The sequence below is a fragment of the Thiothrix winogradskyi genome (assembly GCF_021650935.1).
In the GTDB taxonomy this organism is placed as follows: Bacteria; Pseudomonadota; Gammaproteobacteria; order Thiotrichales; family Thiotrichaceae; genus Thiothrix; species Thiothrix winogradskyi.
Genome location: NZ_CP091244.1, coordinates 2,620,096 through 2,646,345, shown reverse-complemented (window position 1 = coordinate 2,646,345; position 26,250 = coordinate 2,620,096). Strand labels below are relative to the sequence as shown.

Here is a 26,250-nt window from a genome sequence, read left to right as displayed (position 1 = left end):
AATCTCGGCACAAGGGCCACACGGTGACACGATCAACGACGTTTCAATCCACTCCCGACTAATAAAGCCGGGAGAATACCGCGAACGCCTCTACCCGCATCAACAGACGTGGGTTTCAATCCACTCCCGACTAATAAAGCCGGGAGAATGGCGCTAGGTGCAATGGGCGCGGTGTTCAACGTCCTGTTTCAATCCACTCCCGACTAATAAAGCCGGGAGAATTCGACACGACAGGGATGGGGCAAGGCGTTTATGAGTTTCAATCCACTCCCGACTAATAAAGCCGGGAGAATTTAAATAAATTCTTAATTATTTTTGAGACAGCGTGTTTCAATCCACTCCCGACTAATAAAGCCGGGAGAATGGGGCTATCCAGTCACCGGAACAGCTCGAAACCATGTTTCAATCCACTCCCGACTAATAAAGCCGGGAGAATCCACTTTGTTGGGTTACGGCATCACCGATGCAGCCGTTTCAATCCACTCCCGACTAATAAAGCCGGGAGAATCTGAAATAAATGGCATACGTAGCGATTGTGAAACTGTTTCAATCCACTCCCGACTAATAAAGCCGGGAGAATGGTCACGCTGACCGGAGCGGGCGACATCCCCTCTGGTTTCAATCCACTCCCGACTAATAAAGCCGGGAGAATTACAAACCGTATTCAAATTTATGAGGCTAGAGATGTTTCAATCCACTCCCGACTAATAAAGCCGGGAGAATAAGGAGCGTAAAAACTATTTTTTCAGCCATTTGTCTGTTTCAATCCACTCCCGACTAATAAAGCCGGGAGAATCACCTGCACCCGCTCCACATCCACAATACCCCGTGTTTCAATCCACTCCCGACTAATAAAGCCGGGAGAATAAATCCAAAGTAAACAGAGCAATGAATTGATGGATGTTTCAATCCACTCCCGACTAATAAAGCCGGGAGAATTGGGCGGCGGAACTGGCAACGGAGATGATCGGCGTTTCAATCCACTCCCGACTAATAAAGCCGGGAGAATGGACATGTTTGAAAAGCTCGGCCTGAGCATTAAGGTTTCAATCCACTCCCGACTAATAAAGCCGGGAGAATCGTACCGCCAGATTTCGCCAATGGAGTTCCGGTCGGTTTCAATCCACTCCCGACTAATAAAGCCGGGAGAATTAATGGCAAGTATACGCGGCGTATAAATGGCAAAGGTTTCAATCCACTCCCGACTAATAAAGCCGGGAGAATTTTTCAGCCCCCGATGGTAGGCTTGTCCATGTAGATGTTTCAATCCACTCCCGACTAATAAAGCCGGGAGAATATAACCGGAGTGACCTATGTCGACAGCACCAGACCTGTTTCAATCCACTCCCGACTAATAAAGCCGGGAGAATGACATTATAAAGGCGCATGGCTGGGAGTTTCGCGGGTTTCAATCCACTCCCGACTAATAAAGCCGGGAGAATCCACGCCTGAAGAACAAATGGATTTCCTCCACTGGGTTTCAATCCACTCCCGACTAATAAAGCCGGGAGAATCAAAAACCACAGCTAACAATGCACAAACCACTGCGTTTCAATCCACTCCCGACTAATAAAGCCGGGAGAATAAGGCTGAAAGTAATTTTGGTTATGATCGTTATCAGTTTCAATCCACTCCCGACTAATAAAGCCGGGAGAATGGTTAATATAATCGGCGCTAAGGATAAAATACTCGTTTCAATCCACTCCCGACTAATAAAGCCGGGAGAATTTTATATGTCTCCCTCATTGATCGTTTACGAAGAGTTTCAATCCACTCCCGACTAATAAAGCCGGGAGAATCAGTCTCAACCGGCTTAAACATTAATAAATTAGAGGTTTCAATCCACTCCCGACTAATAAAGCCGGGAGAATATTCAATAATAAATTATTTAGGTGTCAGATCTGATGTTTCAATCCACTCCCGACTAATAAAGCCGGGAGAATCTGATTTAAATCTGCATGAATCCATCCATGCATGTTTCAATCCACTCCCGACTAATAAAGCCGGGAGAATGATTTGAGGACAAAAAAACATGGCAAAGATATTGTTTCAATCCACTCCCGACTAATAAAGCCGGGAGAATCCAACCGAGTTCCCACCATAACGATTCATCAGTAAAAGGTTTCAATCCACTCCCGACTAATAAAGCCGGGAGAATCGCCGAATTAGGTGTTGCGCATAGTTTAGGACAGGCTGTTTCAATCCACTCCCGACTAATAAAGCCGGGAGAATCCTTGTTCAATATCGCACACAATATGCTCAGGTAGTTTCAATCCACTCCCGACTAATAAAGCCGGGAGAATTTACTGAATTCGTCAAGCGACTTAGGGGCTATGCGGTTTCAATCCACTCCCGACTAATAAAGCCGGGAGAATTTATGGTAGCATACGAAAAGCCGGTTGCGAGACTAGTTTCAATCCACTCCCGACTAATAAAGCCGGGAGAATTTAGGGGTCTGATTATGAAAGATGTATATAGTTTGTTTCAATCCACTCCCGACTAATAAAGCCGGGAGAATGAGCCACGTCCGAAGGACTGGCGACAATCGAGCGTTTCAATCCACTCCCGACTAATAAAGCCGGGAGAATTTCCCGCCCCATGTTGACTTAGGGGCATATTGCTGTTTCAATCCACTCCCGACTAATAAAGCCGGGAGAATAGGGTACTAGTGTCCTTGCGGGGCAGGGTACTGGTGTTTCAATCCACTCCCGACTAATAAAGCCGGGAGAATTGCGCTATTTTGTGCTTCATTACTCATATTTTGGTTTCAATCCACTCCCGACTAATAAAGCCGGGAGAATCGGAACGCATCCTGTGAGCCAGCGAACAACAAAGTTTCAATCCACTCCCGACTAATAAAGCCGGGAGAATGCACAAACAACCGCGAATAACGCACAAACAACGGCGTTTCAATCCACTCCCGACTAATAAAGCCGGGAGAATCAGATGATACATGCTTATTCTTCATACCATATTGATGTTTCAATCCACTCCCGACTAATAAAGCCGGGAGAATTTATTAACCGCGAGGAAAACAAAATGAAGATAACATGTTTCAATCCACTCCCGACTAATAAAGCCGGGAGAATGGAGTACTGGAGACGTATTCGCATATTTAGCCGGTGTTTCAATCCACTCCCGACTAATAAAGCCGGGAGAATTTCACCCTGTTCAATATCGCACACAATATGTTCAGGTTTCAATCCACTCCCGACTAATAAAGCCGGGAGAATTCCTTCATCTTTGATCTTTGTTAGCTTTTTATTGTTTCAATCCACTCCCGACTAATAAAGCCGGGAGAATTTTCGTTCATTTGTCTTTACTCTCCATATGGGGTGTTTCAATCCACTCCCGACTAATAAAGCCGGGAGAATGAAAAACAATTGCAACTATTAGAGGAGTTGAAATGTTTCAATCCACTCCCGACTAATAAAGCCGGGAGAATTGTTAGCATCATCACCACGTTTTTTAAGGTTGTAGTTTCAATCCACTCCCGACTAATAAAGCCGGGAGAATTGTTAGCATCATCACCACGTTTTTTAAGGTTGTAGTTTCAATCCACTCCCGACTAATAAAGCCGGGAGAATACCCTATTAATGCTTGCGTTTGCGGGGATGGCGTGTTTCAATCCACTCCCGACTAATAAAGCCGGGAGAATGTTCTAATTGCGCGTTTATGTTCATTCCAGCAAGCTGTTTCAATCCACTCCCGACTAATAAAGCCGGGAGAATAAGGTATTAATAGCATTAGGCGGCTTTCTGCTGTGGTTTCAATCCACTCCCGACTAATAAAGCCGGGAGAATTTAGAGTAACCCGTAACGGTAAGTATGAAACTGATGTTTCAATCCACTCCCGACTAATAAAGCCGGGAGAATTCACCTCTACATCATCAAAAACAAAAGGGTATAGACTGTTTCAATCCACTCCCGACTAATAAAGCCGGGAGAATATTCCTCAACTATCGCTGGACGCTCAAACTTTTTGCCGTTTCAATCCACTCCCGACTAATAAAGCCGGGAGAATCTAGACTGTGTATCGGTTGATACGTCCCCGTTTTTTGTTTCAATCCACTCCCGACTAATAAAGCCGGGAGAATTGACGTTACACTGTTATCAGTTTTAACTGTTATGGTGTTTCAATCCACTCCCGACTAATAAAGCCGGGAGAATGTTAGCATCATCACCACGTTTTTTAAGGCTATAGGTTTCAATCCACTCCCGACTAATAAAGCCGGGAGAATAAACCGCCCCGTGGTTTTTTCCGCTCCATTCAACGTTTCAATCCACTCCCGACTAATAAAGCCGGGAGAATACAGCTTTACAAGGCACGTTTAAAACTACCATACACGTTTCAATCCACTCCCGACTAATAAAGCCGGGAGAATTTATGAGTTTATATAAGACTGCTAACCCCACAAAGGGTTTCAATCCACTCCCGACTAATAAAGCCGGGAGAATGCGGGGGGGGAGGGGTGGAGAGGGGTGATTGTGTGTTTCAATCCACTCCCGACTAATAAAGCCGGGAGAATCCGCCAGCGGGCATGTATTTTGACCCGCATCATCAGGTTTCAATCCACTCCCGACTAATAAAGCCGGGAGAATTAGGGTATTCACCGTCGATAGGTAATAATGAGCGGGTTTCAATCCACTCCCGACTAATAAAGCCGGGAGAATCAATCAAATACATCAGCAGCCAACGCTACATCAACGTTTCAATCCACTCCCGACTAATAAAGCCGGGAGAATAAAGGCAAACTTGTTATCAGATCCAGCGGACAACGCGGTTTCAATCCACTCCCGACTAATAAAGCCGGGAGAATGCATCCTGCGATCCACCAAACAGTAGTGAAAGCGTTTCAATCCACTCCCGACTAATAAAGCCGGGAGAATACCTAAATTTCCGCAGTGACCCGATGAACGTCATGGTTTCAATCCACTCCCGACTAATAAAGCCGGGAGAATCCCAGTTATTTCTGCGCTCTTTTTCTGCATGATTGTGTTTCAATCCACTCCCGACTAATAAAGCCGGGAGAATGATTCTATGATGTCGTGCTTAGTATCTTGTGTGAGGTTTCAATCCACTCCCGACTAATAAAGCCGGGAGAATGTTGAGGTCGGGCATCCCACCGGCGGTGTATTACATGTTTCAATCCACTCCCGACTAATAAAGCCGGGAGAATTTCCAAACGCAAGCGCCAATAGATTCAAGTATCAGGTTTCAATCCACTCCCGACTAATAAAGCCGGGAGAATGCAACGTCGGCATAATAGCCTTAATAACCGGTAGTTTCAATCCACTCCCGACTAATAAAGCCGGGAGAATGGTATGTTGTCTGGTATAGCAGTCCACGTAAAAGCGTTTCAATCCACTCCCGACTAATAAAGCCGGGAGAATTGATAACAGTATAACGACATCAGTTGTAACGCGCGTTTCAATCCACTCCCGACTAATAAAGCCGGGAGAATGATACCGTTAATGTGCTCAAACTTTGCCAAGCCTGTTTCAATCCACTCCCGACTAATAAAGCCGGGAGAATGTAAACTAACAGGGGTTTTTTGTGATACAGGCTATGTTTCAATCCACTCCCGACTAATAAAGCCGGGAGAATCAAACCCGAGATTAATTAACGCTTGGGTGGCTGGCGTTTCAATCCACTCCCGACTAATAAAGCCGGGAGAATATTGTGTCGATTCTGTCGAAAGAGTCGCTATCAGGGTTTCAATCCACTCCCGACTAATAAAGCCGGGAGAATGCAAACTTGTTATCAGATCCAGCGGACAATGCGGTTTCAATCCACTCCCGACTAATAAAGCCGGGAGAATTATGGCAGTATCCGAAAAGCAGGTTGCAAGACTAGTTTCAATCCACTCCCGACTAATAAAGCCGGGAGAATACTGAGATCGGGTATTCCGCCCGCCGTGTATTACATGTTTCAATCCACTCCCGACTAATAAAGCCGGGAGAATTTCAATTCACACCATACGGGAGTAAAGACAAATGTTTCAATCCACTCCCGACTAATAAAGCCGGGAGAATGACACAAAATAGTTAGGGGTGTTGACAAGATCGGTTTCAATCCACTCCCGACTAATAAAGCCGGGAGAATGCATTATGTGCGTACATCCTTACTTTAGGACGTTTTGTTTCAATCCACTCCCGACTAATAAAGCCGGGAGAATACAACACAAGATCATGACGCGGTTGCCCTGCTTGTTTCAATCCACTCCCGACTAATAAAGCCGGGAGAATTTACAAACGCTTGACGCTCACCGACCGGAATAAATGTTTCAATCCACTCCCGACTAATAAAGCCGGGAGAATGAGGAACATTACAATGTCTAATATAGATTTAACCCCTGTTTCAATCCACTCCCGACTAATAAAGCCGGGAGAATACTGTAAACCGTAAAAACAGATATTAGCTTAATCAGTTTCAATCCACTCCCGACTAATAAAGCCGGGAGAATTTAATGATTGCGTTTATCGGATATGATTAATGAGGTTTCAATCCACTCCCGACTAATAAAGCCGGGAGAATCAGTTATTTCTGCGCTCTTTTTCTGCATGATCGTGTTTCAATCCACTCCCGACTAATAAAGCCGGGAGAATGACCTAGAGAAAGGAGACAGGTATAGGAAACTTGAGTTTCAATCCACTCCCGACTAATAAAGCCGGGAGAATATTGGTTTTTAATTCCTGCTTTCTGATTAATGCGCGTTTCAATCCACTCCCGACTAATAAAGCCGGGAGAATCATGATCTTCTGCGCTGATTTGGCTAGATAACGCGTTTCAATCCACTCCCGACTAATAAAGCCGGGAGAATTACAAACGCGATTAACAATTTTTCAGGATTCATGGTTTCAATCCACTCCCGACTAATAAAGCCGGGAGAATTACGCTGCTTATGTTTGCTATTGGCGGCACTGTATGTTTCAATCCACTCCCGACTAATAAAGCCGGGAGAATCTTGTGATGGACATGCAATAACCAAAACACCTCCTGTTTCAATCCACTCCCGACTAATAAAGCCGGGAGAATTCAGTTTGTTTGGTAGTAGTAGTAGTAGGTTTTTTGTTTCAATCCACTCCCGACTAATAAAGCCGGGAGAATACCCAAACAAGGGCGATAGTGTTAGTTGAGTGTTTGTTTCAATCCACTCCCGACTAATAAAGCCGGGAGAATCCCAATTCTTATACCAATCTGTTCTGGAGATGGGTTTCAATCCACTCCCGACTAATAAAGCCGGGAGAATCTTCTAGCGCGTCAATGCTTTCTTCATCCATATCTGTTTCAATCCACTCCCGACTAATAAAGCCGGGAGAATGATCGTAAAAACGAAAGATTGATTTCCACTTATAGTTTCAATCCACTCCCGACTAATAAAGCCGGGAGAATCTAGCAACCAAAGGAACAAGACTAGCACCACAAGTTTCAATCCACTCCCGACTAATAAAGCCGGGAGAATGCGATTACCACCGCGCCTTTTTTCCCGTTGTCAAGTTTCAATCCACTCCCGACTAATAAAGCCGGGAGAATAGCCTTAGCATGTAACTCTATTAGACCTTTGTCTGTTTCAATCCACTCCCGACTAATAAAGCCGGGAGAATGGCCCGTGTGTAAGGGCATAAAATACAAGAGATTTTTGACGTGCTTTCGCGAACCAAAAAGGCGGGGATGAGAGCAATGGTTCACGGCGAGGGTTCATAATTTCGTTCCAAGTAAAATCAACGGGTTACGACTCCGCGAAACCCCCAGAAAATTCGCCATTGCTACGGGTTCGCGCAGTACAATTTCACTGCATAATTATACCATAAACGCAGAAAAATTCCCGTAGAATTATGATATATAAAGCATTTGGTTGAATGCCAATCACAAAATCAACGGCGCATCAAAGTCCGTCGCCCGAAACTTTCCAAACTCCTTCACGTTCTTGGTCAGCGGCTCAGTCAAACGGTAAATTCGCAAATTATCCTCCGTCAAACTGATCTCCTTCAGCAACGCATCCTGCAAAATTTCCAGCGTCATCGCATCCACCTTGCACTCAAACACCGACTTCTGCACCCGCTGCCCATAATTCTGGCAAACCTTCGCCACCCGCCGCAACCGCTTCCGCCCCGCCGCCTCCAACGTCGAAACATCATAACTCACCAAAATCAACATCGCTCACTCCAGTTTAAATCCCCCTCAATCCCCCTTTTTCAAAGGGGGAGGCGAGAAAAGATCGACGCCCCTCCTTTGAAAAAGGAGGGGTAGGGGGAGGATTTTCTTTCTTACTCATTTGTTAAGGAACGGGACGTATGCCTCTACATCCCCGCGCAAATACCGCGCCAACATTCGCGCCTGAAGCAACGGCAACAAACCAATCTCTACTGGCGACTCCAACACCGGATGCTGCAAAGTCTCTTTCTTACGCTCCTGATACGCCATAATCACCGTCTTACGCCCACTATCATTCAGCATCACCGCTCCACCGGGACGAAAATCAAAATCCTTCAAACGCAACTGCCCGCGATTAATCAGCGTCAATGCCAACCGATCACCCAGCACCGCCCGAAACTCCTCCAACAAATCTAACGCCAACGCAGGGCGACCGGGGCGCACCACATGGAAAAACCCCAACTGCGGATCAAGCCCCACCGTCTCCAACGCGCTGCGGCAATCATTCAGCAACAACGCATACAAAAACGAAATCAACGCATTCACCGTATCCTTCGGCGGACGGCGACTGCGCCCCTTATACTCAAACTCCTCACGCATCTGCGGCTTGATCATCGTATTAAACTGCTCGAAATACACCCGCGCCGCATCGCCTTCCAAACCCAACACCGACGCTGCGGATTCCGCATGAGCCAAATTGCGCAAATTAATCGCCAGCGATTTCGCCGCCCGCACCAATTGCGTTTTCGCCTCTTCATCCTTGCTATCACGCGCACTGCGCAACAACACATTACGGCTATTGCGCAACTTACCCGCAATAAACGCCTTGCTGATCTCCAGCGCAACGTCCATTTTATCCGCCGCCCGAAACTGCGCCTGCCGCAACAAAATATTGCCATTCACCGGGCCTTCCACCCGTGCCTGAAAGCGCCCGTGTTCACTCAACCACACGATGCTGCGCCCATCCTCCATACTTCGCGCCATCAACGCTGGGCTAATCGCTACCCGCCCCAAGCACACAATCGCGCCCAAATGATGCAGCGGCACTTGATGCTTTTTCACCTTTTCCACCGACAGCACCAACGTTTCCCCCTCCAACCGCAGATACGCCCCGTCAGTCGACACGTACAAGGTATTGAGCAATTGCTTCACACGTCCCCCTCATCATCCACATCAAATAGCGACTGCTGCAAACGGTGGATACGGCTGCGGCTACCCACCAAATCCGGCTGGCAACTCGCCTGCAACGAACATTCCTTACACAAAGCACGCTCATCCACTGGCGGCGGCATCTGCCCCGACTCCAACAACGCCCGCACCTGCGCAATCAAACCGATGGTAACTTCACGCAATTCCGGCGTAATCGGCACAGCGCGGCGGCGACGGCTTTTATGATGAAAAACGGCACCTTCTGGCACAGCTTTGCCCGTCATTTCCTCCAAACACAACGCCTGACCCACCAACTGCACATCGTCATGCATCTTTTTCTGGCGCGACCCCTGCTTGTATTCGATAGGGTAGGGCGTGCCATCCTCCAAAAACTCCACCGCATCCGCCCGCCCCGTCAGCCCATAACGTTCACTGTACAACGGCAAGGAACGTTCCACTCGCACCCCGTATTCCGTGCCACTTTCACCGCTATCCACGCGCTCATGCGCCAAATTGCCACGCACCGTATGCACATTGTCATCAAATGTCTGTTCCTGATGGATCAGCGCACACTGACGTGGGCAATAGCTGTAATGTTGCAGAGCCGAAAGCATGATGGGGAGGAGTTCAGTCATGCAGCAAACCGCAAGATTTCTACCTCGGCATTACGTGCTGCTGACAATTCAGCCTGCTTCAATACCTGATCGGTAATCTCATCCGACAAATAATACTCACCGCAGTTTTCACAGATTTGCGCGGGAACGTTCTTGATCAACACGCTCAAATCACCGCGTTGCAAGGTCACAGTAACCCTGCCTTCAGCGGTTTCACCCATTTTGCAAATATTGCAATGCATCTGCTTAACCTACCAATTTCAACAGTTCCACACCGTTTGGTAAATTTTCTGTGTCTACCGTTACGACATAATCACTGAACTGACGCGGTACTGCATTCTTGTCCTTCAACTCCGCATTGATACGCTCGAACAAGTTATAGGCGGGCGCATTGCCCAACTTGCCTTCATGTTTAAACACATACAAACCACGGGTAGCCATTTCACCACGCGCGGCGGAACGGTCATGCTCAAACATATTGCCGAGTGCTTGCCACAACAGTTCTAAATCGCCCTCTGAAAAACCTGTTTGGTCAGCCAAATGCGCGGAAACAAAACCATGCGCAACGTACAAACCATAAGGCACGGTGAATTTGCGCCCCATTGTGCGGTTGTCACCATCCTGCTTTTCCGCTTCTTTCTCCGTCGCTACTGCCATGCGGGTAATCGAATGCTCGCTGGCAATGACCGGATCAACCGAACGGGCAAAGGTGATTTGTACCGGCCCGCGAACTTGACCACAGTTCACGCCTGTAGACATCACTGCACCAAAAGTCCGCACGTCAAAGAAGTTATGGCACATCCACTGCCGCGCTTCTTCCACCTTGTCGCCGCCTTTACGTTTCTTGTCATCGCCCGCCAACAGTTCCGCACCGCCGGGAATGGCTTGGTAAGCGCGTTCGTGCTGCTTATTCAGAATGGCTTTTTCCTTGACGTAGATTTCATACGGGGGCTGTTCTTCTTTCAGCAACCCAATGAAATTACGGACTTTGCGTTTCAGGCTGACATCAGTCACCAAGCCTTGCCCGGTTTCCGCATCGACACGCGGCAAATTGCCTGCATCCGGGTCGCCATTAGGGTTGCCGTCTTTCACATCAAACAGCAGTACGAAGTCATAACGATTTTGCAGGCTCATTCGGAGTCTCCTTGGTTGGAATCTTTGATTTCACGTTTCTTGAAAAAATCTTGGCGCTGGTGGTAGTAACCAATCGCAAAACGCCCTTGATCAGCCAATGGCAAATGGGCAGGGAAATCGACAATGCCGCCCATAATCTCGCCCAACAGCTTTTCAAAATTGCTGACTCGCCCCTTGTTATCCAGCTTGCTCAAATGATGGTTTTTCAATTTCAACAGCGTGGAAAACACAGTGACAGGTGTGGCAGAAGCAGCCCCGTAATAACGGTCACGGATGGTGGCATTAATACCCGGTTGGGCTTCTTCCTGTATTTTTTCCAGCACCGCAAACAGGCGACCTAAACGGTAGCCGGTATTTGAATTTTCAAGATCAAGTGACACGGCAAGATTCTCCGTTGGATTAAGTCGGTTCAAATAGGCTTTGATCAAAGCCGCCCGTGGGTAAGTGATTTCCTGTTCTGCACGGATACGCCGTACAGCCGAAGCCAATAATGTTTGTGGGTAAGGCAAGCCTTCCAGAATGCAGCGGATCACATCGCCTGCCAGATTTGGCGGAACGTTTTCCGTTTTACCCAGCAACGCGGTTGAGCGTAACAACAACCACAGCGGCAGAAATTCCACATCGCGTTCACTGCGGTCAATCCGCAAATACTCAAAATGATCGACGATGCGCTGACTGACTTCCCGTACTGTTCCCACATGCCAGAAGCGGATGCTGATACGCGCTGCATTGGGTGCAAGCCCCAGAATAAAAAATCGGGTTTCTTCGTCCAATGCAGGGTTGCGCCCGTATTCCTGCACGGCTTTGTACAAGGCTTTCACCGCGTTGGTGTTGCGGTCGGGATCATCTTTATTGTTATCCGCTGCCCCCCACAGCGCGGTGAAATCATCCACCAGCGGATGTTCTTTCTCTGCCCAGAAAACCGTGGACGCATCGCCCACCTGCATCCGTTGCGCAGAATCCTTGCTCAGCAAGTGATTCAACGCTGTGGTATAGGCAAACGCCGCTTCTTTACTGACAGGCGCATTAAAACTCTGACTCTTACCGTAAGAAGTGAACGCATCAAGGTTAAAGGAAATGATGTTCGCCCCAGAACTTTGCGCTCCCCAGACACCCTTGATGGAGGGATGCAGGCGTTCAATCTCGGCTTGTTCACCTGTTAACAGACAAGTGGCTTTAGCGTTATCGTCACCGCCTGCACTCATCAATGCCGCTTGAACTTTGCGGCTTTGGCAAACCAAATGCAGTTGCCCTTGCAAACGAAAAGTCAGGTTAGGATTGGTGGCAGCAATTTCTTCCCATTGCGGTTGTTGCTGCAAGGTTTCGGTACCCAGATTTTCCAGAAAAGCCAGTACCGCCGCGATGCCCTCATCCTGTTCTGCAATAGCCAATTGGCGGATACGTTCGGCAAAAGCGGCTTGCTGTTCCTTTACCCGCTCTGGCTTGCCTTTGGTATCAATACCCAACACGTATTCGGCGTTATCCCATAGCAGGTTGGCAGCAACACCGGAGGTTTTCTTCACACCTTGCGGCACACGTTCTGATTTTGCCCGCTTCTTTTTGCCATCACCCGTGCGGGTATCTGCAATCTGTGCCAGTTTTCCATCAGCCGTGATTTCCAAAATGAAAGGGATTTCTTTGTACTCAAATCCGGCGGGCGCTAAAGCAGAATCTGCGTTGGCTGATTTGCGTTGGTAGTAATCGTAGAGTGCTTGCAGAATCATCCGCGTATCTCCTCGCTATCCCACGCGGGGATGTGAATCACACCGTCTTGCATTTTGGCTTGAAAGAAGCGCGGCATCGGGTTAGCGGTATCCGCAAAATCCATGTCGTACAACATCCAGCCGAGTTCCCGTGTTTCGGGCAAGGGCTGTACGGGCGTGGTATCAGCTTCAACCAAACGGAAATCACAGGAAAATTCGCGTGTCCCCAGATAAGGCTGATTGAAACATTGCCCTTTGCTGGCGCGGCGTTTGAACATTTCAGCAAACTTGACCGAATTGTTCTCCGGGTTGTTGTCTAGCATTTCAAACTCAGCGTGGAGGCGGTAACGCACATCACGCAGGAACAAACCTGCCCGTTGCTGGCGGTCTTCTTCGATATACATACCGAGGTTGCCCTTGCCCTGTTTCATCGCTGACTTGACTGCCCCGGCAGGTACAACCCCTGATACTTCGTTGCGGCGCAAATTGATCCAGCGAATGGGCTTCAACACTTCAATTTTGCGGATATGCCAGCGAATCGCAGGCTTCCAAAGAATAGCCTCGAATACGGCGCGTGCAGCAGATGGCGTGATGACATCATAAGACACCCGTTCCACCTTCATTTCTGGGCGGGTGAAGCAGGCAAAATCACCCGTTACTTCCAAACAAAAAGTTTGCATAGTCGCAAAGCCTCAAATGTATAAGGATTCAGCAGATAGTGACACACCATCCACCAATAAACCAAGTTTTTGGTCATACAAGCCGGGGGTAATTTGCTCGTAAATGCCAGGCAGATTGGCAAGCTCCCGAATATCGCCCGCCTGTAGCAAGCGCTTTTTCACCTGCTCACGCACGGTTACGGTGTGGCGTTGTAGCTTCCGCATCAGGTTACGTTTCGGCCCGATGATTTTCAGTTGTTCAATCAGTTTTGCACCATCACCGTATGTCACCAACACCGCTGACCCCTCATCATCAATTAGCCGAAAACGTTGGGCTGCCGTGCGGAACTGGATTTTTAATTCACGCGCATTCTGAGCAAGCAAATCGACAATACCATGCTTATCCCGTGATTCTGCTCGCGCATAAAAGTGTTCAAAGTAAATCTGAAAATGCGAATGGTGTAGCGGTGCTTGGGTGAAAGTTGGCAACAAGGAACGGCACACCGTCACCGACCGTCCCAGATGCCCCGGTAGTTTGGCATTGAGTGGCGGCACGAACACAACCACGCGCCCTTTTTCCGACAGCTTGCCCTCACGGTTGCAACGTCCGGCGGCTTGCGCAATGGAATCAAGCCCAGCTAACGCCCGGTAAACCACGGGGAAATCCACATCAACTCCGGCTTCAATCAACTGCGTACTGACCACACGAACCGGCTCACCGTCTTGCAAACGCTGGCGGATTTCTTTTAACTTCTCGGAACGGTGTTCCCCACACAAATTGGTCGTCAGGTAGTAAGTCTCAGGAGGCAACAAACGACACAGTTCCGCAGCCTGCTGTTTGGTATTGACGATAACCAGCACAGAATCCAGTTCAGCAATTTCCTCTGCCACATCCTCCCACGAACGTTCTGTTATCAAATCGTCTGGCAATTCGACTTTTACCCGTTCCAGCGCAGCAAACAATGCTTCAGGATCAGGCATGATTTCGGTGATTTGCTCGGCTTCAAAGCCTTTCACTACTGCACTACCAAATGTATCGTGGTAAGTGTGTAACGCTGGTTGAGTAGCTGTAGAAAGAACGAAGGTCACACCGTAATGCTCTACCAGAGCTTTCATCACGCCCAAAATCGGGTTCAGGAATTCCGGTGGTAACAATTGCGCTTCATCCAACACGATCACGCTGTTTGCCAAGTTGTGCAGCTTGCGGCAACGGCTAGTACGGCTGGCAAACAGCGATTCAAATAACTGCACATTGGTAGTCACGATAATGGGCGCATCCCAGTTTTCCGCTGCCAAGCGGCTTTGCGCGTCTTCCTTGTCGGGGTCAAGATTGCTGTGATGTTCCACCACGCAATTACCAAAGATATGGCGGTAGATATTGGCGGTTTGCTCAATGATGCTAGTGTAGGGGATGGCGTAAATGACGCGCTGCTTACCGTGCCGGATCGCATGTTCAAGCGCGAATGCCATGCCAGAAAGTGTTTTACCACCGCCGGTTGGTACGGTCAGGGAAAATATACCAGGTAGTTTTTCTGCTGCTTTCCGGCAATCACGCAAGATTTGTGTACGCAAGCGGTTGACTGGGGTATCTGCTGCTTTTGCTGCAAAGCCTGCCATGTGGTCGTTGAATCCAGCCAACAAGCTATTTAAGTCAGGGTATTGACTGCGTAAGTCTTGCTTTTCCGGCTGCATGAAAGCTTCGGTATCCAGAAAATCCGCATCAACTAGGCAAGAAAAAAGCATTCGTATCCACAACGCTGCATTATCAATGCCCCCCACAGGGGCAGACGTAGGCATTTTGGTTTGCAGGATGTCATCAGGAACAGGAACTTGTAGAGCTTTATCTAAATGGATACCATCTTGCAGAATTTCTTCCAATGAACGCCCATCAGCATCATCTTTCACCCAATCGGGCAAACCGGAGTGATGACCCGCAATCAGGTAAGCAAGAATCCTGCCCAAGGCGGGATGTTTCTGTACGGCATACAACGCACCAGCGGCGGAGTGATTGACTTTACCGGGAGCAGAATCTTCAATGTGGGCATTGGCGGCAACATAACCTGTCTTGTCGCCGATGTAGCGTTGAAATTCAGGATTGTATTTGCCGAGGTCGTGCCAGATTCCGGCGACATGCGCCCAGTCAATGCTGCCAAATTGAGTGGCATAATGTGATGCCAGTTTTGCCACATCCCGCAAATGCTCATCCAGCCAATGTTCAATCGGCTGGTTGTTTGCGTCAAAACGTACATGTGCTATCGGACGTGATTTGCCCATTAATCGCCCCTTGTTTGGAAAAGGCAGGTAACAGCCCTGCTACCTGACCCAAGGGTGATTATTATTTATTCCATGTGGATTTGTAAATAAGTATTAACACCCACTCCACCAACATTTCCCCTGACTCTCCTGAAACTTCATGGCGGCATCGTATTTCGGCGCACTGCTACGCGGTTGGTTCAGGCTTTCCTTTATCCCGAAACTGCCGTACTGGCTGAAGGTGTGTGGCACGCTAAATAGCACAAACGTTTGCCCACCTGCCGCTTTCCACATTTCCAACAGGCGTTGGTAACGTTCACCCATGCGCGGGTCACGGTTGGCGGCATGGAGTAAATCCATCATGTTTTGCCTGCGGTCGGTAGCAATTTCGCCGCCAATCGTTAAGTGTTGCCCGCCTTCGTAAGCGTACAAGGCTTTGCCATACTTTTGCGCGACTGCCGCTTGTTTGGTGAATTGGTTTTTGAGACCTTCCAGCCCAAACGGGTCGCTAGGGTTATCAAGCGCTGCAAAAATATCATCCACAGACGTGGCATTCACCAGCGGTTGGGGGATTTTGTTACTGTCATTGCAGGCTGGTAATTTAGCATCGTCATTCCGCCAGCAGGCATAGAAATAGCCGCCTGTGGCAATCGCATCCACGTATTGCCGCGTGTCACTGTAGGCGAGCATTCTTTCGGTGCGGTTAGCGTCATTTTGGTAAGTTGCCAAAATGCGGATCAGGCGTTGTGTGCCACCGAATTCATCTTCCCAAATCTGGAAGACTTTGCTGGCTTGCTTGGCATAGAAATTAACCCCGCGCCAGTTCCATGCCTGTTCATCCGTCGGGCTAGCCAGCTCTTCACCTTTTTTGAGCACGTAGTAATATGCCCAGAAAATGCCATTCCAGGTTTCATTGCTGTATTCGACGTGCGCTTTCAACCCCGTTTTGAGGTGCGCTTCGACGTAGCGGGCAAATTCCCTGATGTACGTTTCCGACGCATTATGCGGAATGTTGAACCAAGGGTGCGCGTTTAATTGGTTTGCTAGTTCGACTTGCACTTCCAGCGGTACGCCCCGCCCGTAACGTTCCAGCCGTGCGATATTGCCGGAAGCGCCCCACACCGCATCCGTGAGTTTGCTGCGTTGATCCCAACGGAATTCCTGGGTCATGCAGGTCTGGTCAAAGATCAGGTTGCCATTGGCATCGCGGATGAAGCTATTGGGTTTACCGGGTTCGGTTTGCGCACAGGTGAGGTAGCTGGGGCTGGCTTCCATCAGGTTCATCATGCGTACCACGCGGAAATCTTTGAGGAAATTCAAATAATCGGGGTTGAAGACAATCGCATTGCGGTCATTCCGCAAGGTGTCTTCAAAGCTGCGGTATTGACCCGCAGGGCAGTTGGCAGCACTGTCTACTCGTGTGTAGGGTTTGCCTTCGCAGATACCACCGGGCATCACAATACGGATATTCTTGACCGTGCCGCTGACAATTCGCAAACCAATGCGGTTATTGGTCGCAACACTGTCCAGTTTGGCGGGCAGGGTAATGTCGATTTCATCCCGCCCCGGAGCGCTGCTGACTATTTTGGCATAACCTGAATATTCCAGCTTGCCATTGCCCTCATACAACACGCTGTAACGCCCATTCGGGACTTGCCCCTGCAAGGCGCTATCCAGCAGGAAGGTGCGGATAATGCAAGAAGTACTTGGCGGTGTCGTTACCCAGCCGTTTTCGTCATAAGAGGCGTCTTTACAGAAATATTCACGCATAGGGCGGGCAACCCGGAAAATATCCGCAAAGGGTACGGGTGACGAGATGCTGTTTTGTTCAGCTTGCGGGGCTTCGCTGTTAATGCCCAGCGATGGTTGGAACAGGGCAGCCGGGGTTTGTCCGTAGACACTGAGTTGTTGGGCTAACGCCGTTTCAAATTGGTCGGGGGAAATCGTCCATGCCAAATTCAGGCTGCTGGCGTTTACGCCTAGTTGGATGCCATTGGCGGGGTTACGGTCGTTATCCAGACTCAGGAAAAAACGTTCTAAGTTTTTACGTGCCTGGTAGGTGCAGGCATTAACATCGGCATTGCCACTGCACAGTGCGGCAGCTATATCGTGTTGCGTCAGGTTGGCTTTGCCGAGTACCGGCAGTTGAGTGTTGCTGCCTAAGTGCAGCACCAGGTTATTGGAGGGCGCACTAAAACTGCCATCTGCGCCACTCACATTGCCAGCGCGGAGGTATTGCAACCCACTGATCGGCGTTTCGGCATTATTGCGGGTTGGGTCGAGCAACAGCAAACGCCCGCTGCTGGTGGCAATACCGCCACCATTATTGTTGTTGCCCGTCGTGCCACTGTCCGTACCGCCGCCACACGCCGTCAGTAGCAGCAACATAACAGTAAGCAGACCGTTTAAACGTATGCTGTTAGCCCAGTGAGTTCCTGTTTTCATAAAAGTAGCCTTGTGTTGAGTTCTTATCAGGTTTTTATCGGATTGCGATGTTTAGAAAGCGAGTATGCCGCAAAATTCCCTATCAATGATATTTATAAATTAAATTTATCAATCATAATATTTTATGAGCATAAAAGTTGATAGTTTATACTGTTTGGTCATAAAAAATAGTTCTATTATAATATTTATTTTGCTAGACTACGGTTTGTTTAATAATTCAACATTTGCGAAGGGCTAATGCGATGGATGATCTATTCTTTCCGGTTCCATCTGAATACTATATTGACCCAATGTCAGAGGTTTACGCCCCTGAGTTAAGCAGTTGGGAGGAGCCTGTGAGAGCAGAGCGCAATCCGGTCGCTGACCCGTATTTAAGTGTGGTAAACGCCTTTGGTGTTGACCCTGCCAGCAGCGGTTGGTTATTGGATAGCGGCTGGCAATACATGCCGGAACAAGATAAGGATGGTTTTGTTGCCGCTATTCTGGAAGTTTTCCCCGATCACGTAGAAGCCTTGCAATCCTTGTACATGAGCGCGTTTGAACGCTTGGGCGACCCGGAAGGCTTGGCATTTTGGACACTGAACATGGTATTTCAGCAAACGGCTGACCCTTTCGTGGTATTGAATTCAGTGATCAATGCATCCCCTGAATACGTTGGCATGTTGAAAACGGTGTTGGGCGATCAACCCGCACTGCGGGATTTGAATACCGGGCAAGCCATTGAAACACACCTCCGTACCCTTGATCCGGCGCTTCAACGGGATTTGTTCGGGCGCTTAACCGATCATTTGTATGACAATGTATTTGGGCGCGTTGCTGATGCAGAAGGTAAGGCGTATTGGACTGCTGAACTAAGCCAAGGCAGTGTTACCTTGTTAACCATCATCGGTGCATTAATGACCGGGGCAGGGGCTGCCGATCAAGCCTTGCTGGCGGAAAAAAATGAGATTGCTTACGATGCGGTGTCTGCATTAGTGAACCGTAATGTGATTACTAATCAGGATGTTGCTAGGTTGGGAGCTGAGCAAGTGACAACCGCTCTGAGAAATATGCAGGAACGGTTGTCGGCATACGATGCGAGTGAGTTAGCAGCATTAGCAGCGGATAGGGAAACCCTGATTGCGCAATTGCTACAAGACATCGGTCTGGCTTAGAGACCAAAAAGACGATAAATACCATCGGCGTTAACGGTGCGGACTGGGCAGTTGCCCCGGAACATTTCCCATTCATCGCAACGTTTGCCGCTGGGCAATACACAGTCGGTTCTTTCGCCTTCCGGCGTTCGGTGTGTTTCGAGCCTGCCGTGATTCTGGAGGCAATTGAGTGACGCAGGGTTGGCAGCACGTGCCGCTTGCGGTGTAGCGTTTATTGGCGCTGGAGCGCTGCTACAGGCGTAGAGTGTTACCATCAGGCTGATGATAAAGCCCATTCTCAACTTCATGACATTCCCTCTTGGTTAACTGGCGCAACGGATACAAAGTGTGGCGTAAGGTAACGCATCCAATCTTGCAGAGCTAATGGTTTCCCCGCATTGGGTACAGCTACCGTATTCGCCGCTTTCAATGCGTTTTAGGGCGCTGCGTACTTGTTTTAGTTCAAGGCGCGATTCTTCTTTTAAATGACGCAAGACGTCCTCATTTTCGCGTTCGGTGACTTGTTCAGCAGAATCGGCACTGTGTTCGCTATTCAGATCATGGCTGACGTTCTCGATACGGGATACCAGCACTTTTTCTAGTTCTTTGAGATGCTTATGCTTTTCTTCGTACATGTTTTCTGTTCTCATTAGGGCTTAAAGGAATGATGATAACGCATTGTCGGGTTTCCGGCATGATGTAGTGCAGTAAAGGAGTTAATAAATGCGCAAATGGATGGTCGTCGCTATCACCGGGATCTTAAGTGCTTGTACTGGTGGGCATAATCTGGATTCACCCCTGAAAACTTGCAAAGCCGTCACTGTTGCCTTAGCCGGTGATAAAGGTGTGGTGTGGCACAGTGAGCAGCAAACCGAACAAAAAGGCGTGCAGTTACAAATTACCTTGGAATTTGCCTTGGAAGGGCAGGGTAATGAAGTGTCGCAGGCGGTGTGCATTTACGGTTTAAGTAGCCCGGATACGGATTACCGCAATGCAATGGGTGAATACGCCAACACGCCAACGCAAATGATGATTAATGGCATGGCGATTCCTGCCGGTGATTTGGTGCAAGCCATCAATCGCGCCACTGCCGATACTGCCAAAGACATTGGTCAGAAAGCGGTCGATAAAATCAACGAGAAATCAGGATACTAGCTTTCAAGCCGGGGTGATTGTCATCCAGTTGCACGGTCGCCCCATGCAATTCCGCCACGGCTTTCACCAGACTCAAACCCAACCCGTTGCCGGGTGTGCTGCGGGCATTATCCAGACGGGTAAAGCGTTGGAAGACTTGTTCGCGTTGTGCTTTAGGAATACCCGGGCCGTTATCCGCTACCGTAATGGTGATATTACCGGCTTGTTGTGTTGCTGCCAGATGGATTTCGCCACCGGCAGGGATGTATTTCACCGCATTATCCAGCAAATTGGTGATGGCTTGCGCTAACAATTGGCGATTGCCGTGTATCTGCAAGCCCGGCGCGGCGTGATAACTCAGGGTGAGGTTTTGTTCTTCGGCAACCGCCGTGTAGAGGTCGGCAAGTTCTTCGATCAGCAAGGTTAAATCAACTTCCGCCCAATCTTGACGTTGGGCGCTGGATTCGATTTGTGCAATGCTCAACAGCGCGTTGAAGGTTTTAATGAGTTCGTCAACTTCGACGATGGTGTCTTGAATCAGTTGCGGGTAATCGGTTTGCGCGGAAGGCTGAAATTGGCTGGTTTCCAGACGATTTCGCAAGCGGTTGAGCGGGTTACGTAAATCGTGCGCGAGGTTGTCGGTGACATCCCGCATACTTTGCATCAGGTGTTCGATCCTTGCCAACATGGTGTTGAGGACACGGCTGAGGCTGTCGAATTCATCATTACGTCGGGTCACGGGCATCCGCCGTGTGAGGTCGCCGCTCATAATCTCATTGGCAGTGTGTCCCACCGCATTGAGACGGCGTTGCACATTGTGGCTCATGAATATCCCGCCCGCTAAGGCTAATGCCACAATAATGCCGATAGCGGCTAAGACGGTTTGCAATAAACGGGCTTGCAGGGTCTGCTGTTCTTTTAGGTCAGTGACCACCAATAATTGATAGCCCCCCGGTAACAGCGTCAGCATCATCCGGGCAGGTTCGGAATGGCGTTTTTCGCCGCTAATCAAACTAAACGGTAAGCTGGCGACGATCTGTTTGGAGCTTTGGGTAAAATCTTCAAATTCGAGGTCGCGGGTCAAATCCTGCTCGCTGCGGTGAATCAGGCGGGAAATCAGGTAGCGTGAGCCATTTTCACTGTTACGCATGGTGATTGCCCCGCTCAAACCTTCAAAGGCAAGGCGGCGGTACAGGTTGAGCAGGGCATCGGTTTCGAGTTGTAAGCGGGCATCGGTTTGCTGTTCCATTTGCCCCTTTGCCATCCAGTAAATGTAGCCCAGTGCGCCCGCTGCCACGGCGCTAAACAGTAAGGCGTATACCAGCGATAGCCGGAAAACCGAGGTGTTAAGCAGTTTGCGGGTCATGCAACAAATACCCCGCACCCCGGATGGTGTGTAGCAATGGTGTGTCGAAATCCTTGTCTACTTTGCTCCGCAACCGGCTGATATGGACATCAATCACATTGGTTTGCGGGTCGAAATGGTAGTCCCAGACTTTTTCCAGCAACATGGTGCGGGTGACGACTTGCCCAGCGTGGCGCATCAGGTATTCGAGCAGATTGAATTCGCGCGGTTGCAGGGGAATCACTGTGCCGCCACGGGTAACGCGGCGTTTGAGCAAGTCCATTTCCAAATCCCGAACCTTGAGCGTGGTGTATTCTTGCGCGGGCTGGGTGCGACGCAATAAGGCTTGCAAGCGTGCCAGCAACTCGCTGAAAGCGTAAGGTTTCACCAGATAATCATCGCCACCGGCACGCAAGCCTTCGACGCGGTGATCGACATCGCCTAAGGCGCTCAAGATCAGCACGGGCGTTTGCATCCCTTGCGCACGCAGGGTCTGGATTAAGGAAAGACCATCGCGTTTTGGCAACATCCGGTCGACAATCAGTACGTCGTAGTTACCTTGCCGGGCAAGGTGCAGACCATCCTCGCCATCAGCAGCGTGATCAACAATGTAGCCACTTTCTATCAAGCCTTTCTGGATGAAACTGGCGGTTTGGCGGTCATCTTCAACGATTAGGATATTCATAGCGCAAGCATAAAACACTTCCTGACATCTGAACATGACAATTCCGTAACCTTCCCGCAAACCCTTGGTAATGTTGTTTCTGTCACTATATTGGCTATAACACAGCATATTGCACAGGAGTAAGTGATTCATGTTCACACGTAAACAGCGGGTAGTAGGCGCAGGTTTGCTGATGAGTTCAGCATTGGTATTGGGTGGGATCGTGCCAGTGTTGGCAGAAACCGCCAGCACCTTTCCCTTGCAGCAAGCCCCGGCAGCAGCGCCGTTAGTTGCCGCACCTGTTACCGCCCCAGCACCAGCCCCCAGTGCAGGTGCGTTACCGGAATTGACCACACTGATCAAACAAAATAGCCCGGCAGTGGTCAATATCAGCGTGGAAGCGTCGGCAGCATCTAAACGCATGGGCGGTTTGCCAGATGACTTGCCACCAGAGTTGGAACGTTTTTTCCGGGGCTTACCCGGTGGTGAAGAGCCAGAATCACGCCGCGCCAGAGCTTCCGGTTCAGGGTTTATTATTTCAGCGGATGGCTACGTTGTTACCAATGCACACGTGGTGGAAGACGCGAAATCCATTTTGGTGGGCTTGAATGACCGTCGCGAGTTGCCTGCTGAAGTCATTGGCATCGACATCCTCAGTGATATTGCCGTGCTGAAAGTCAAAGCGGAAAACTTGCCGACGGTGCAACTCGGTGATTCCAATGCCTTGGAAGTAGGGCAGTGGGTAGTGGCAATTGGTGCGCCGTTTGGCTTGGATCTTACCGCGACCCAAGGCATTGTCAGTGCTTTGTCACGGAGTCTACCGGATGGCACGTATGTGCCGTTTATTCAGACCGATGTGGCCGTGAACCCCGGTAACTCTGGCGGCCCGTTGTTTGATCTCAGTGGACGGGTAATCGGGGTCAACTCGCAAATTTATAGCCGCAGCGGTGGCTATATGGGCATCTCGTTTGCGATTCCGATAAACGTGGCAAAAACCGTCATCGAGCAACTCAAGAGCAAAGGTAAGGTTGACCGGGGTTGGTTGGGTGTGGCGATTCAGGATATGAGCCAGGATTTAGCCAGCTCTTTCAACTTGAATCAGCCGGATGGCGCACTGGTTTCCAGTGTCCAAGCGGGTAGCCCTGCCGATAAAGCGGGCGTGCAAGCCGGTGATGTTATCGTGGGTTTTGGTGAGGGCAAGGTGAAATCGTCCTCTGATTTACCTTTATTGGTAGGCAATACCCCAGTGGGTACGCAAGTGCCGCTCAAACTCCTGCGGGCAGGGGCAGAGAAAACCTTAAATGTCACCATTGCCAAACTCGGCGATGACAAGGAAGAAACCTCGCCAGTCGCTAAAACGCAAGGTGAAAGCGGGATGCTGGGCTTAATGGTGTCAACATTAAGCAGTGAGGAGCTGAAATCCAGTAAGTTAAGCCATGGCGTGGTAGTCGAGCAAGTCATGGCTGATGGTCCTGCTGAACAGGCCGGGTTGAGCGTGGGGGATGTGATTGTTTCCGTCAACAATCAGCCGGTGACATCAGCGGCTGACCTTAAAACGGCGGTACAAGCCGCGCCTGCCGGTAAACCCATTGCAATGTTGATTATGCAGGGTGAACAAACCCGCTTTGTGGCGGTCAATAAACCGTAGATACTTTTCTTTCACTTGGCACACTCCAAGCACTTTCCCCGCCAATGGATACGCACCTTGGCGGGGATTTTTTTGTCGATTCTTGGTCAACTTGCCGATTATCTGAAGATCACGGTGGTCTATAAACCCCGCTACAGACAATAAAGCCCGAATTCAGGATTATGCGGTGATTAATCACAGAGGATCTGCCTAATGTCGGATAATAACAAAACCTATACCGCACCTGATGACGAATATGTTGCACCAGAAACAGAAACAACTGAAGCAGCACCTGAACCTGAAGTGGTCTCTGAACCGCCGCCGATTCCCCCAGCTCCCACAAACGATGTGGTGTTAGCATCAGCGCTAAATGTTTACCAGCAAATGCTGGCGCAACTCGAAACCAATAAGCAAATCATTCGGGATAATCGTCATGAACTTGCGCAAGTTCGCCAGCAAATTCGTGAGCTTTCGGCAGCCAGCAAACGTGACCCGCGTGTGGAAGACGATGCGGATAGTCACGGCTTGCACACCAGCAAAGTTGCCGCGCAATACGACGATTGTGGCAGCATTATCGCTTACGCCGAACAAGTCCGGCGGCATGTGTACGACAATATCCATGAAGCTGAAGAACTGTTATCACCAATGACCCAAAGCATGGAACTGCTCAAATTGCGGGTTCGCCATATTCGTTTGCTGGAAGGTTTACTCGCAGCGCAGGAAAATGGTTTACGGCTCGAAATTCAGCAACGCAATGCGGATGCGTGTATCTGGCAGTTGGCAGACATCCTCAAAGTTTGACGCTTTGCGGGTGACGGATCAGGTTATCCGGGTCGAATTGGCGCTTTAATGCCTGTAAGCGCGGGTAGGACTTGCCATAATACGCGGTTTCCCAATTAGGCAATTCGGCATCCGGGTAATTGCGGTAATGGGCTTTGATGCCGCTTGCCGTTAGCTTTCCTTGAATATCACGTACAATTTGCTCCGCTAATTTGGTTTGCGTGGCTTTGTCGTAATAGGTTTGCAATTCACCGAGATAGCCAAAGGCGCGGTGGGGGTAAGCTGCCGTCGTTTCTAGCGCGGGGTTGTTAATCGCGCCGCCCAAGGTGTTGATTTGCAAAATAGTGGTGAGTTTAGCTGCACCGATTTGCTGGCAAATGGTGGGTAACAGTGCTTTTATGTCACTGAACCCGTTGTAATAGCCAGCGGAAACATTCTTAAAATACATTGGCTCAACACCGCCTTTGTAGCGTTGGATGCCGCGTAGAAATGCATCCTTACGGGGTGTCATGACTTCGGTTGCGCCCGCTTTGAGTTTGGCGAGAATGGTTTTCAGGGCGGCTGATGGGGTGCTGCTGGTATCGGTCACAATCACTGTCACGTGCTTGCCATTCAATACCCATGAGGAATAGGCGGTGTTGGGTAAGGTTTTCATCCATTCAAACCAGCGTTCCGCTAATTGGGTAGCGCTCGCGGGTGTCAGATTGCGGTATTTATAACGGTAGCTACTAAAATGGGTTGGGGCAGGGTGGGTTTTAAACTCCAGCTCGGTAATAATGCCGAAATTGCCATTGCCGCCACCTTTGCACGCCCATAACAGTTCGGGGTTAGTGCTGGAATCGTGCAGTTTGCCTTTGCCATCCACCATGCGCACACGTTGTAAGCTGTCGCAGGTTAAGCCCAATTGCCGTGCAAAAAAGCCGTAGCCGCCGCCCAGTGTTAGACCCGCCACGCCAACGCCAGCACAAGAACCAGCAGGAATCATGCGCCCGTATTGGTGCAAATATTCATACACCCCGCCAAGTTTTGCGCCCGGTTGAATGGTCAGAAGCTTAGTCGCTTTATCGTATTTCGGCTTATTCATACTCGACAAATCCAGCATTAAGCCGCCATCATTGGTTGAAAACCCTTCAAAACTGTGTCCGCCGCTTTTGACCGCAATCGGCAGTTTGGCTTGTTGCGCGTAAGCAATCGCGGCTTGCACACCTGTTTCATTGGCACACACCGCAATGATTTTGGGCATGGCAGTAATGCGCTTGTTGAATATCTGGCGGTGTTTGGCGTAATCGGCGTCATTGCGTAATAAAAAACGCACATTAGCGTTTGAAACTGGAGCACGGCTATCCGCACTAGCCGTCAGTGGGAAGTAAAAAGCGGGGATGCTGGCGGCAAGCGTTAATGCATCGCATAGAAACTTGCGCCGACTGACGTTAGTCGTGGTTGACATCGTGAT

18 protein-coding genes and 1 CRISPR repeat array (1 of these 19 only partly in view) are annotated in these 26,250 nt (G+C 49.4%); of the genes, 4 read left to right on the top strand and 14 right to left on the bottom strand.

Annotation, left to right across the window (positions count from 1 at the left end):
- Positions 1–7,607: a CRISPR direct-repeat array (repeat unit 37 nt; unit sequence GTTTCAATCCACTCCCGACTAATAAAGCCGGGAGAAT); it reaches 2,048 nt to the left of the window's first position.
- A 262-nt stretch (positions 7,608–7,869) separates the two neighbouring features.
- The 9 genes from cas2 to L2Y54_RS13395 form a co-directional block, all read right to left on the bottom strand.
- The gene (gene cas2 / locus L2Y54_RS13435; protein ID WP_236496733.1) at positions 7,870–8,160 is read right to left on the bottom strand and encodes a CRISPR-associated endonuclease Cas2; all 291 of its coding nucleotides are present in this window, start codon (positions 8,158–8,160) and stop codon (positions 7,870–7,872) included.
- Positions 8,161–8,274: 114 nt separating this feature from the next.
- Complete coding sequence (gene cas1c / locus L2Y54_RS13430) at positions 8,275–9,309, bottom strand: type I-C CRISPR-associated endonuclease Cas1c (RefSeq protein ID WP_236496732.1); 1,035 nt, start codon at positions 9,307–9,309, stop codon at positions 8,275–8,277.
- Positions 9,306–9,941 (bottom strand): CRISPR-associated protein Cas4, encoded by a 636-nt coding sequence (gene cas4, locus L2Y54_RS13425; RefSeq protein ID WP_236496730.1) that lies wholly within the window; start codon positions 9,939–9,941, stop codon positions 9,306–9,308. Before cas4 ends, cas1c begins: the two co-directional genes overlap by 4 nt.
- Positions 9,938–10,162, bottom strand: a complete 225-nt coding sequence (locus tag L2Y54_RS13420) for a type II toxin-antitoxin system MqsA family antitoxin (RefSeq protein ID WP_236496728.1) — start codon at positions 10,160–10,162, stop codon at positions 9,938–9,940. The genes cas4 and L2Y54_RS13420 overlap by 4 nt, the downstream gene beginning before the upstream one ends.
- Before the next feature lie 4 nt (positions 10,163–10,166).
- The gene (gene cas7c / locus L2Y54_RS13415) at positions 10,167–11,054 is read right to left on the bottom strand and encodes a type I-C CRISPR-associated protein Cas7/Csd2 (protein WP_236496726.1); all 888 of its coding nucleotides are present in this window, start codon (positions 11,052–11,054) and stop codon (positions 10,167–10,169) included.
- Entirely contained in the window at positions 11,051–12,778 is a 1,728-nt protein-coding gene (gene cas8c / locus L2Y54_RS13410; RefSeq protein WP_236496725.1) for a type I-C CRISPR-associated protein Cas8c/Csd1, read from the bottom strand. The genes cas7c and cas8c overlap by 4 nt, the downstream gene beginning before the upstream one ends.
- Positions 12,775–13,437, bottom strand: a complete 663-nt coding sequence (gene cas5c, locus L2Y54_RS13405; protein WP_236496723.1) for a type I-C CRISPR-associated protein Cas5c — start codon at positions 13,435–13,437, stop codon at positions 12,775–12,777. The genes cas8c and cas5c overlap by 4 nt, the downstream gene beginning before the upstream one ends.
- Before the next feature lie 12 nt (positions 13,438–13,449).
- Positions 13,450–15,690 (bottom strand): CRISPR-associated helicase Cas3', encoded by a 2,241-nt coding sequence (gene cas3, locus L2Y54_RS13400; protein WP_236496722.1) that lies wholly within the window; start codon positions 15,688–15,690, stop codon positions 13,450–13,452.
- Between the two features lie 93 nt (positions 15,691–15,783).
- Positions 15,784–18,114 carry a hypothetical protein gene (locus tag L2Y54_RS13395; RefSeq protein ID WP_236496721.1) on the bottom strand — a complete coding sequence of 777 codons (2,331 nt, stop codon included), beginning with the start codon at positions 18,112–18,114 and terminating at the stop codon, positions 15,784–15,786.
- Between the two features lie 242 nt (positions 18,115–18,356).
- On the opposite strand from L2Y54_RS13395, the gene L2Y54_RS13390 reads away from it, so the two are divergent.
- The gene (locus L2Y54_RS13390; RefSeq protein WP_236496719.1) at positions 18,357–19,268 is read left to right on the top strand and encodes a DUF4214 domain-containing protein; all 912 of its coding nucleotides are present in this window, start codon (positions 18,357–18,359) and stop codon (positions 19,266–19,268) included.
- Here the strand turns inward: L2Y54_RS13390 and L2Y54_RS13385 are convergent.
- Positions 19,265–19,555: a putative hemolysin gene (locus tag L2Y54_RS13385; RefSeq protein ID WP_236496717.1), complete on the bottom strand. Its 291-nt coding sequence runs from the start codon at positions 19,553–19,555 to the stop codon at positions 19,265–19,267. The two genes, L2Y54_RS13390 and L2Y54_RS13385, sit on opposite strands and share 4 nt — an antisense overlap.
- A 15-nt stretch (positions 19,556–19,570) precedes the next feature.
- On the bottom strand, positions 19,571–19,882 hold the full coding sequence (locus tag L2Y54_RS13380) for a TraR/DksA family transcriptional regulator (RefSeq protein WP_236496716.1): 312 nt from the start codon (positions 19,880–19,882) through the stop codon (positions 19,571–19,573).
- 88 nt (positions 19,883–19,970) lie between these two features.
- Here L2Y54_RS13380 and L2Y54_RS13375 point away from each other — a divergent pair, with 88 nt between their 5' ends.
- Positions 19,971–20,402 carry a hypothetical protein gene (locus L2Y54_RS13375; protein ID WP_236496714.1) on the top strand — a complete coding sequence of 144 codons (432 nt, stop codon included), beginning with the start codon at positions 19,971–19,973 and terminating at the stop codon, positions 20,400–20,402.
- On the opposite strand, the gene L2Y54_RS13370 is transcribed toward L2Y54_RS13375, so the two are convergent.
- Together L2Y54_RS13370 and L2Y54_RS13365 are read right to left on the bottom strand one after the other, a co-directional pair.
- Complete coding sequence (locus L2Y54_RS13370) at positions 20,380–21,747, bottom strand: sensor histidine kinase (RefSeq protein WP_236496713.1); 1,368 nt, start codon at positions 21,745–21,747, stop codon at positions 20,380–20,382. The genes L2Y54_RS13375 and L2Y54_RS13370 overlap by 23 nt on opposite strands.
- Positions 21,728–22,411: a response regulator transcription factor gene (locus tag L2Y54_RS13365; RefSeq protein WP_236496712.1), complete on the bottom strand. Its 684-nt coding sequence runs from the start codon at positions 22,409–22,411 to the stop codon at positions 21,728–21,730. Before L2Y54_RS13365 ends, L2Y54_RS13370 begins: the two co-directional genes overlap by 20 nt.
- Before the next feature lie 130 nt (positions 22,412–22,541).
- On the opposite strand from L2Y54_RS13365, the gene L2Y54_RS13360 reads away from it, so the two are divergent.
- A complete protein-coding gene (locus L2Y54_RS13360) occupies positions 22,542–24,038 on the top strand; it encodes a DegQ family serine endoprotease (protein ID WP_236496710.1) in 1,497 nt (498 codons plus the stop codon).
- 192 nt (positions 24,039–24,230) lie between these two features.
- Positions 24,231–24,818, top strand: a complete 588-nt coding sequence (locus L2Y54_RS13355; protein WP_236496709.1) for a hypothetical protein — start codon at positions 24,231–24,233, stop codon at positions 24,816–24,818.
- On the opposite strand, the gene L2Y54_RS13350 is transcribed toward L2Y54_RS13355, so the two are convergent.
- Positions 24,808–26,244, bottom strand: a complete 1,437-nt coding sequence (locus tag L2Y54_RS13350; RefSeq protein WP_236496707.1) for an FAD-binding oxidoreductase — start codon at positions 26,242–26,244, stop codon at positions 24,808–24,810. The genes L2Y54_RS13355 and L2Y54_RS13350 overlap by 11 nt on opposite strands.
- Between the last annotated feature and the right edge of the window lie 6 nt (positions 26,245–26,250).

Bases quoted from the DNA above. Each gene is read 5' to 3' on its own strand.
- cas3 (WP_236496722.1), bottom strand. From the start codon at position 15,690: ATGGGCAAATCACGTCCGATAGCACATGTACGTTTTGACGCAAACAAC.
- cas4 (WP_236496730.1), bottom strand. From the start codon at position 9,941: ATGACTGAACTCCTCCCCATCATGCTTTCGGCTCTGCAACATTACAGC.
- L2Y54_RS13385 (WP_236496717.1), bottom strand. From the start codon at position 19,555: ATGAAGTTGAGAATGGGCTTTATCATCAGCCTGATGGTAACACTCTAC.
- L2Y54_RS13380 (WP_236496716.1), bottom strand. From the start codon at position 19,882: ATGTACGAAGAAAAGCATAAGCATCTCAAAGAACTAGAAAAAGTGCTG.
- cas8c (WP_236496725.1), bottom strand. From the start codon at position 12,778: ATGATTCTGCAAGCACTCTACGATTACTACCAACGCAAATCAGCCAAC.
- L2Y54_RS13420 (WP_236496728.1), bottom strand. From the start codon at position 10,162: ATGCATTGCAATATTTGCAAAATGGGTGAAACCGCTGAAGGCAGGGTT.
- cas5c (WP_236496723.1), bottom strand. From the start codon at position 13,437: ATGCAAACTTTTTGTTTGGAAGTAACGGGTGATTTTGCCTGCTTCACC.
- L2Y54_RS13355 (WP_236496709.1), top strand. From the start codon at position 24,231: ATGTCGGATAATAACAAAACCTATACCGCACCTGATGACGAATATGTT.
- L2Y54_RS13350 (WP_236496707.1), bottom strand. From the start codon at position 26,244: ATGTCAACCACGACTAACGTCAGTCGGCGCAAGTTTCTATGCGATGCA.
- L2Y54_RS13365 (WP_236496712.1), bottom strand. From the start codon at position 22,411: ATGAATATCCTAATCGTTGAAGATGACCGCCAAACCGCCAGTTTCATC.
- cas7c (WP_236496726.1), bottom strand. From the start codon at position 11,054: ATGAGCCTGCAAAATCGTTATGACTTCGTACTGCTGTTTGATGTGAAA.
- cas2 (WP_236496733.1), bottom strand. From the start codon at position 8,160: ATGTTGATTTTGGTGAGTTATGATGTTTCGACGTTGGAGGCGGCGGGG.
- L2Y54_RS13375 (WP_236496714.1), top strand. From the start codon at position 19,971: ATGCGCAAATGGATGGTCGTCGCTATCACCGGGATCTTAAGTGCTTGT.
- L2Y54_RS13370 (WP_236496713.1), bottom strand. From the start codon at position 21,747: ATGACCCGCAAACTGCTTAACACCTCGGTTTTCCGGCTATCGCTGGTA.
- L2Y54_RS13395 (WP_236496721.1), bottom strand. From the start codon at position 18,114: ATGAAAACAGGAACTCACTGGGCTAACAGCATACGTTTAAACGGTCTG.
- L2Y54_RS13390 (WP_236496719.1), top strand. From the start codon at position 18,357: ATGGATGATCTATTCTTTCCGGTTCCATCTGAATACTATATTGACCCA.
- L2Y54_RS13360 (WP_236496710.1), top strand. From the start codon at position 22,542: ATGTTCACACGTAAACAGCGGGTAGTAGGCGCAGGTTTGCTGATGAGT.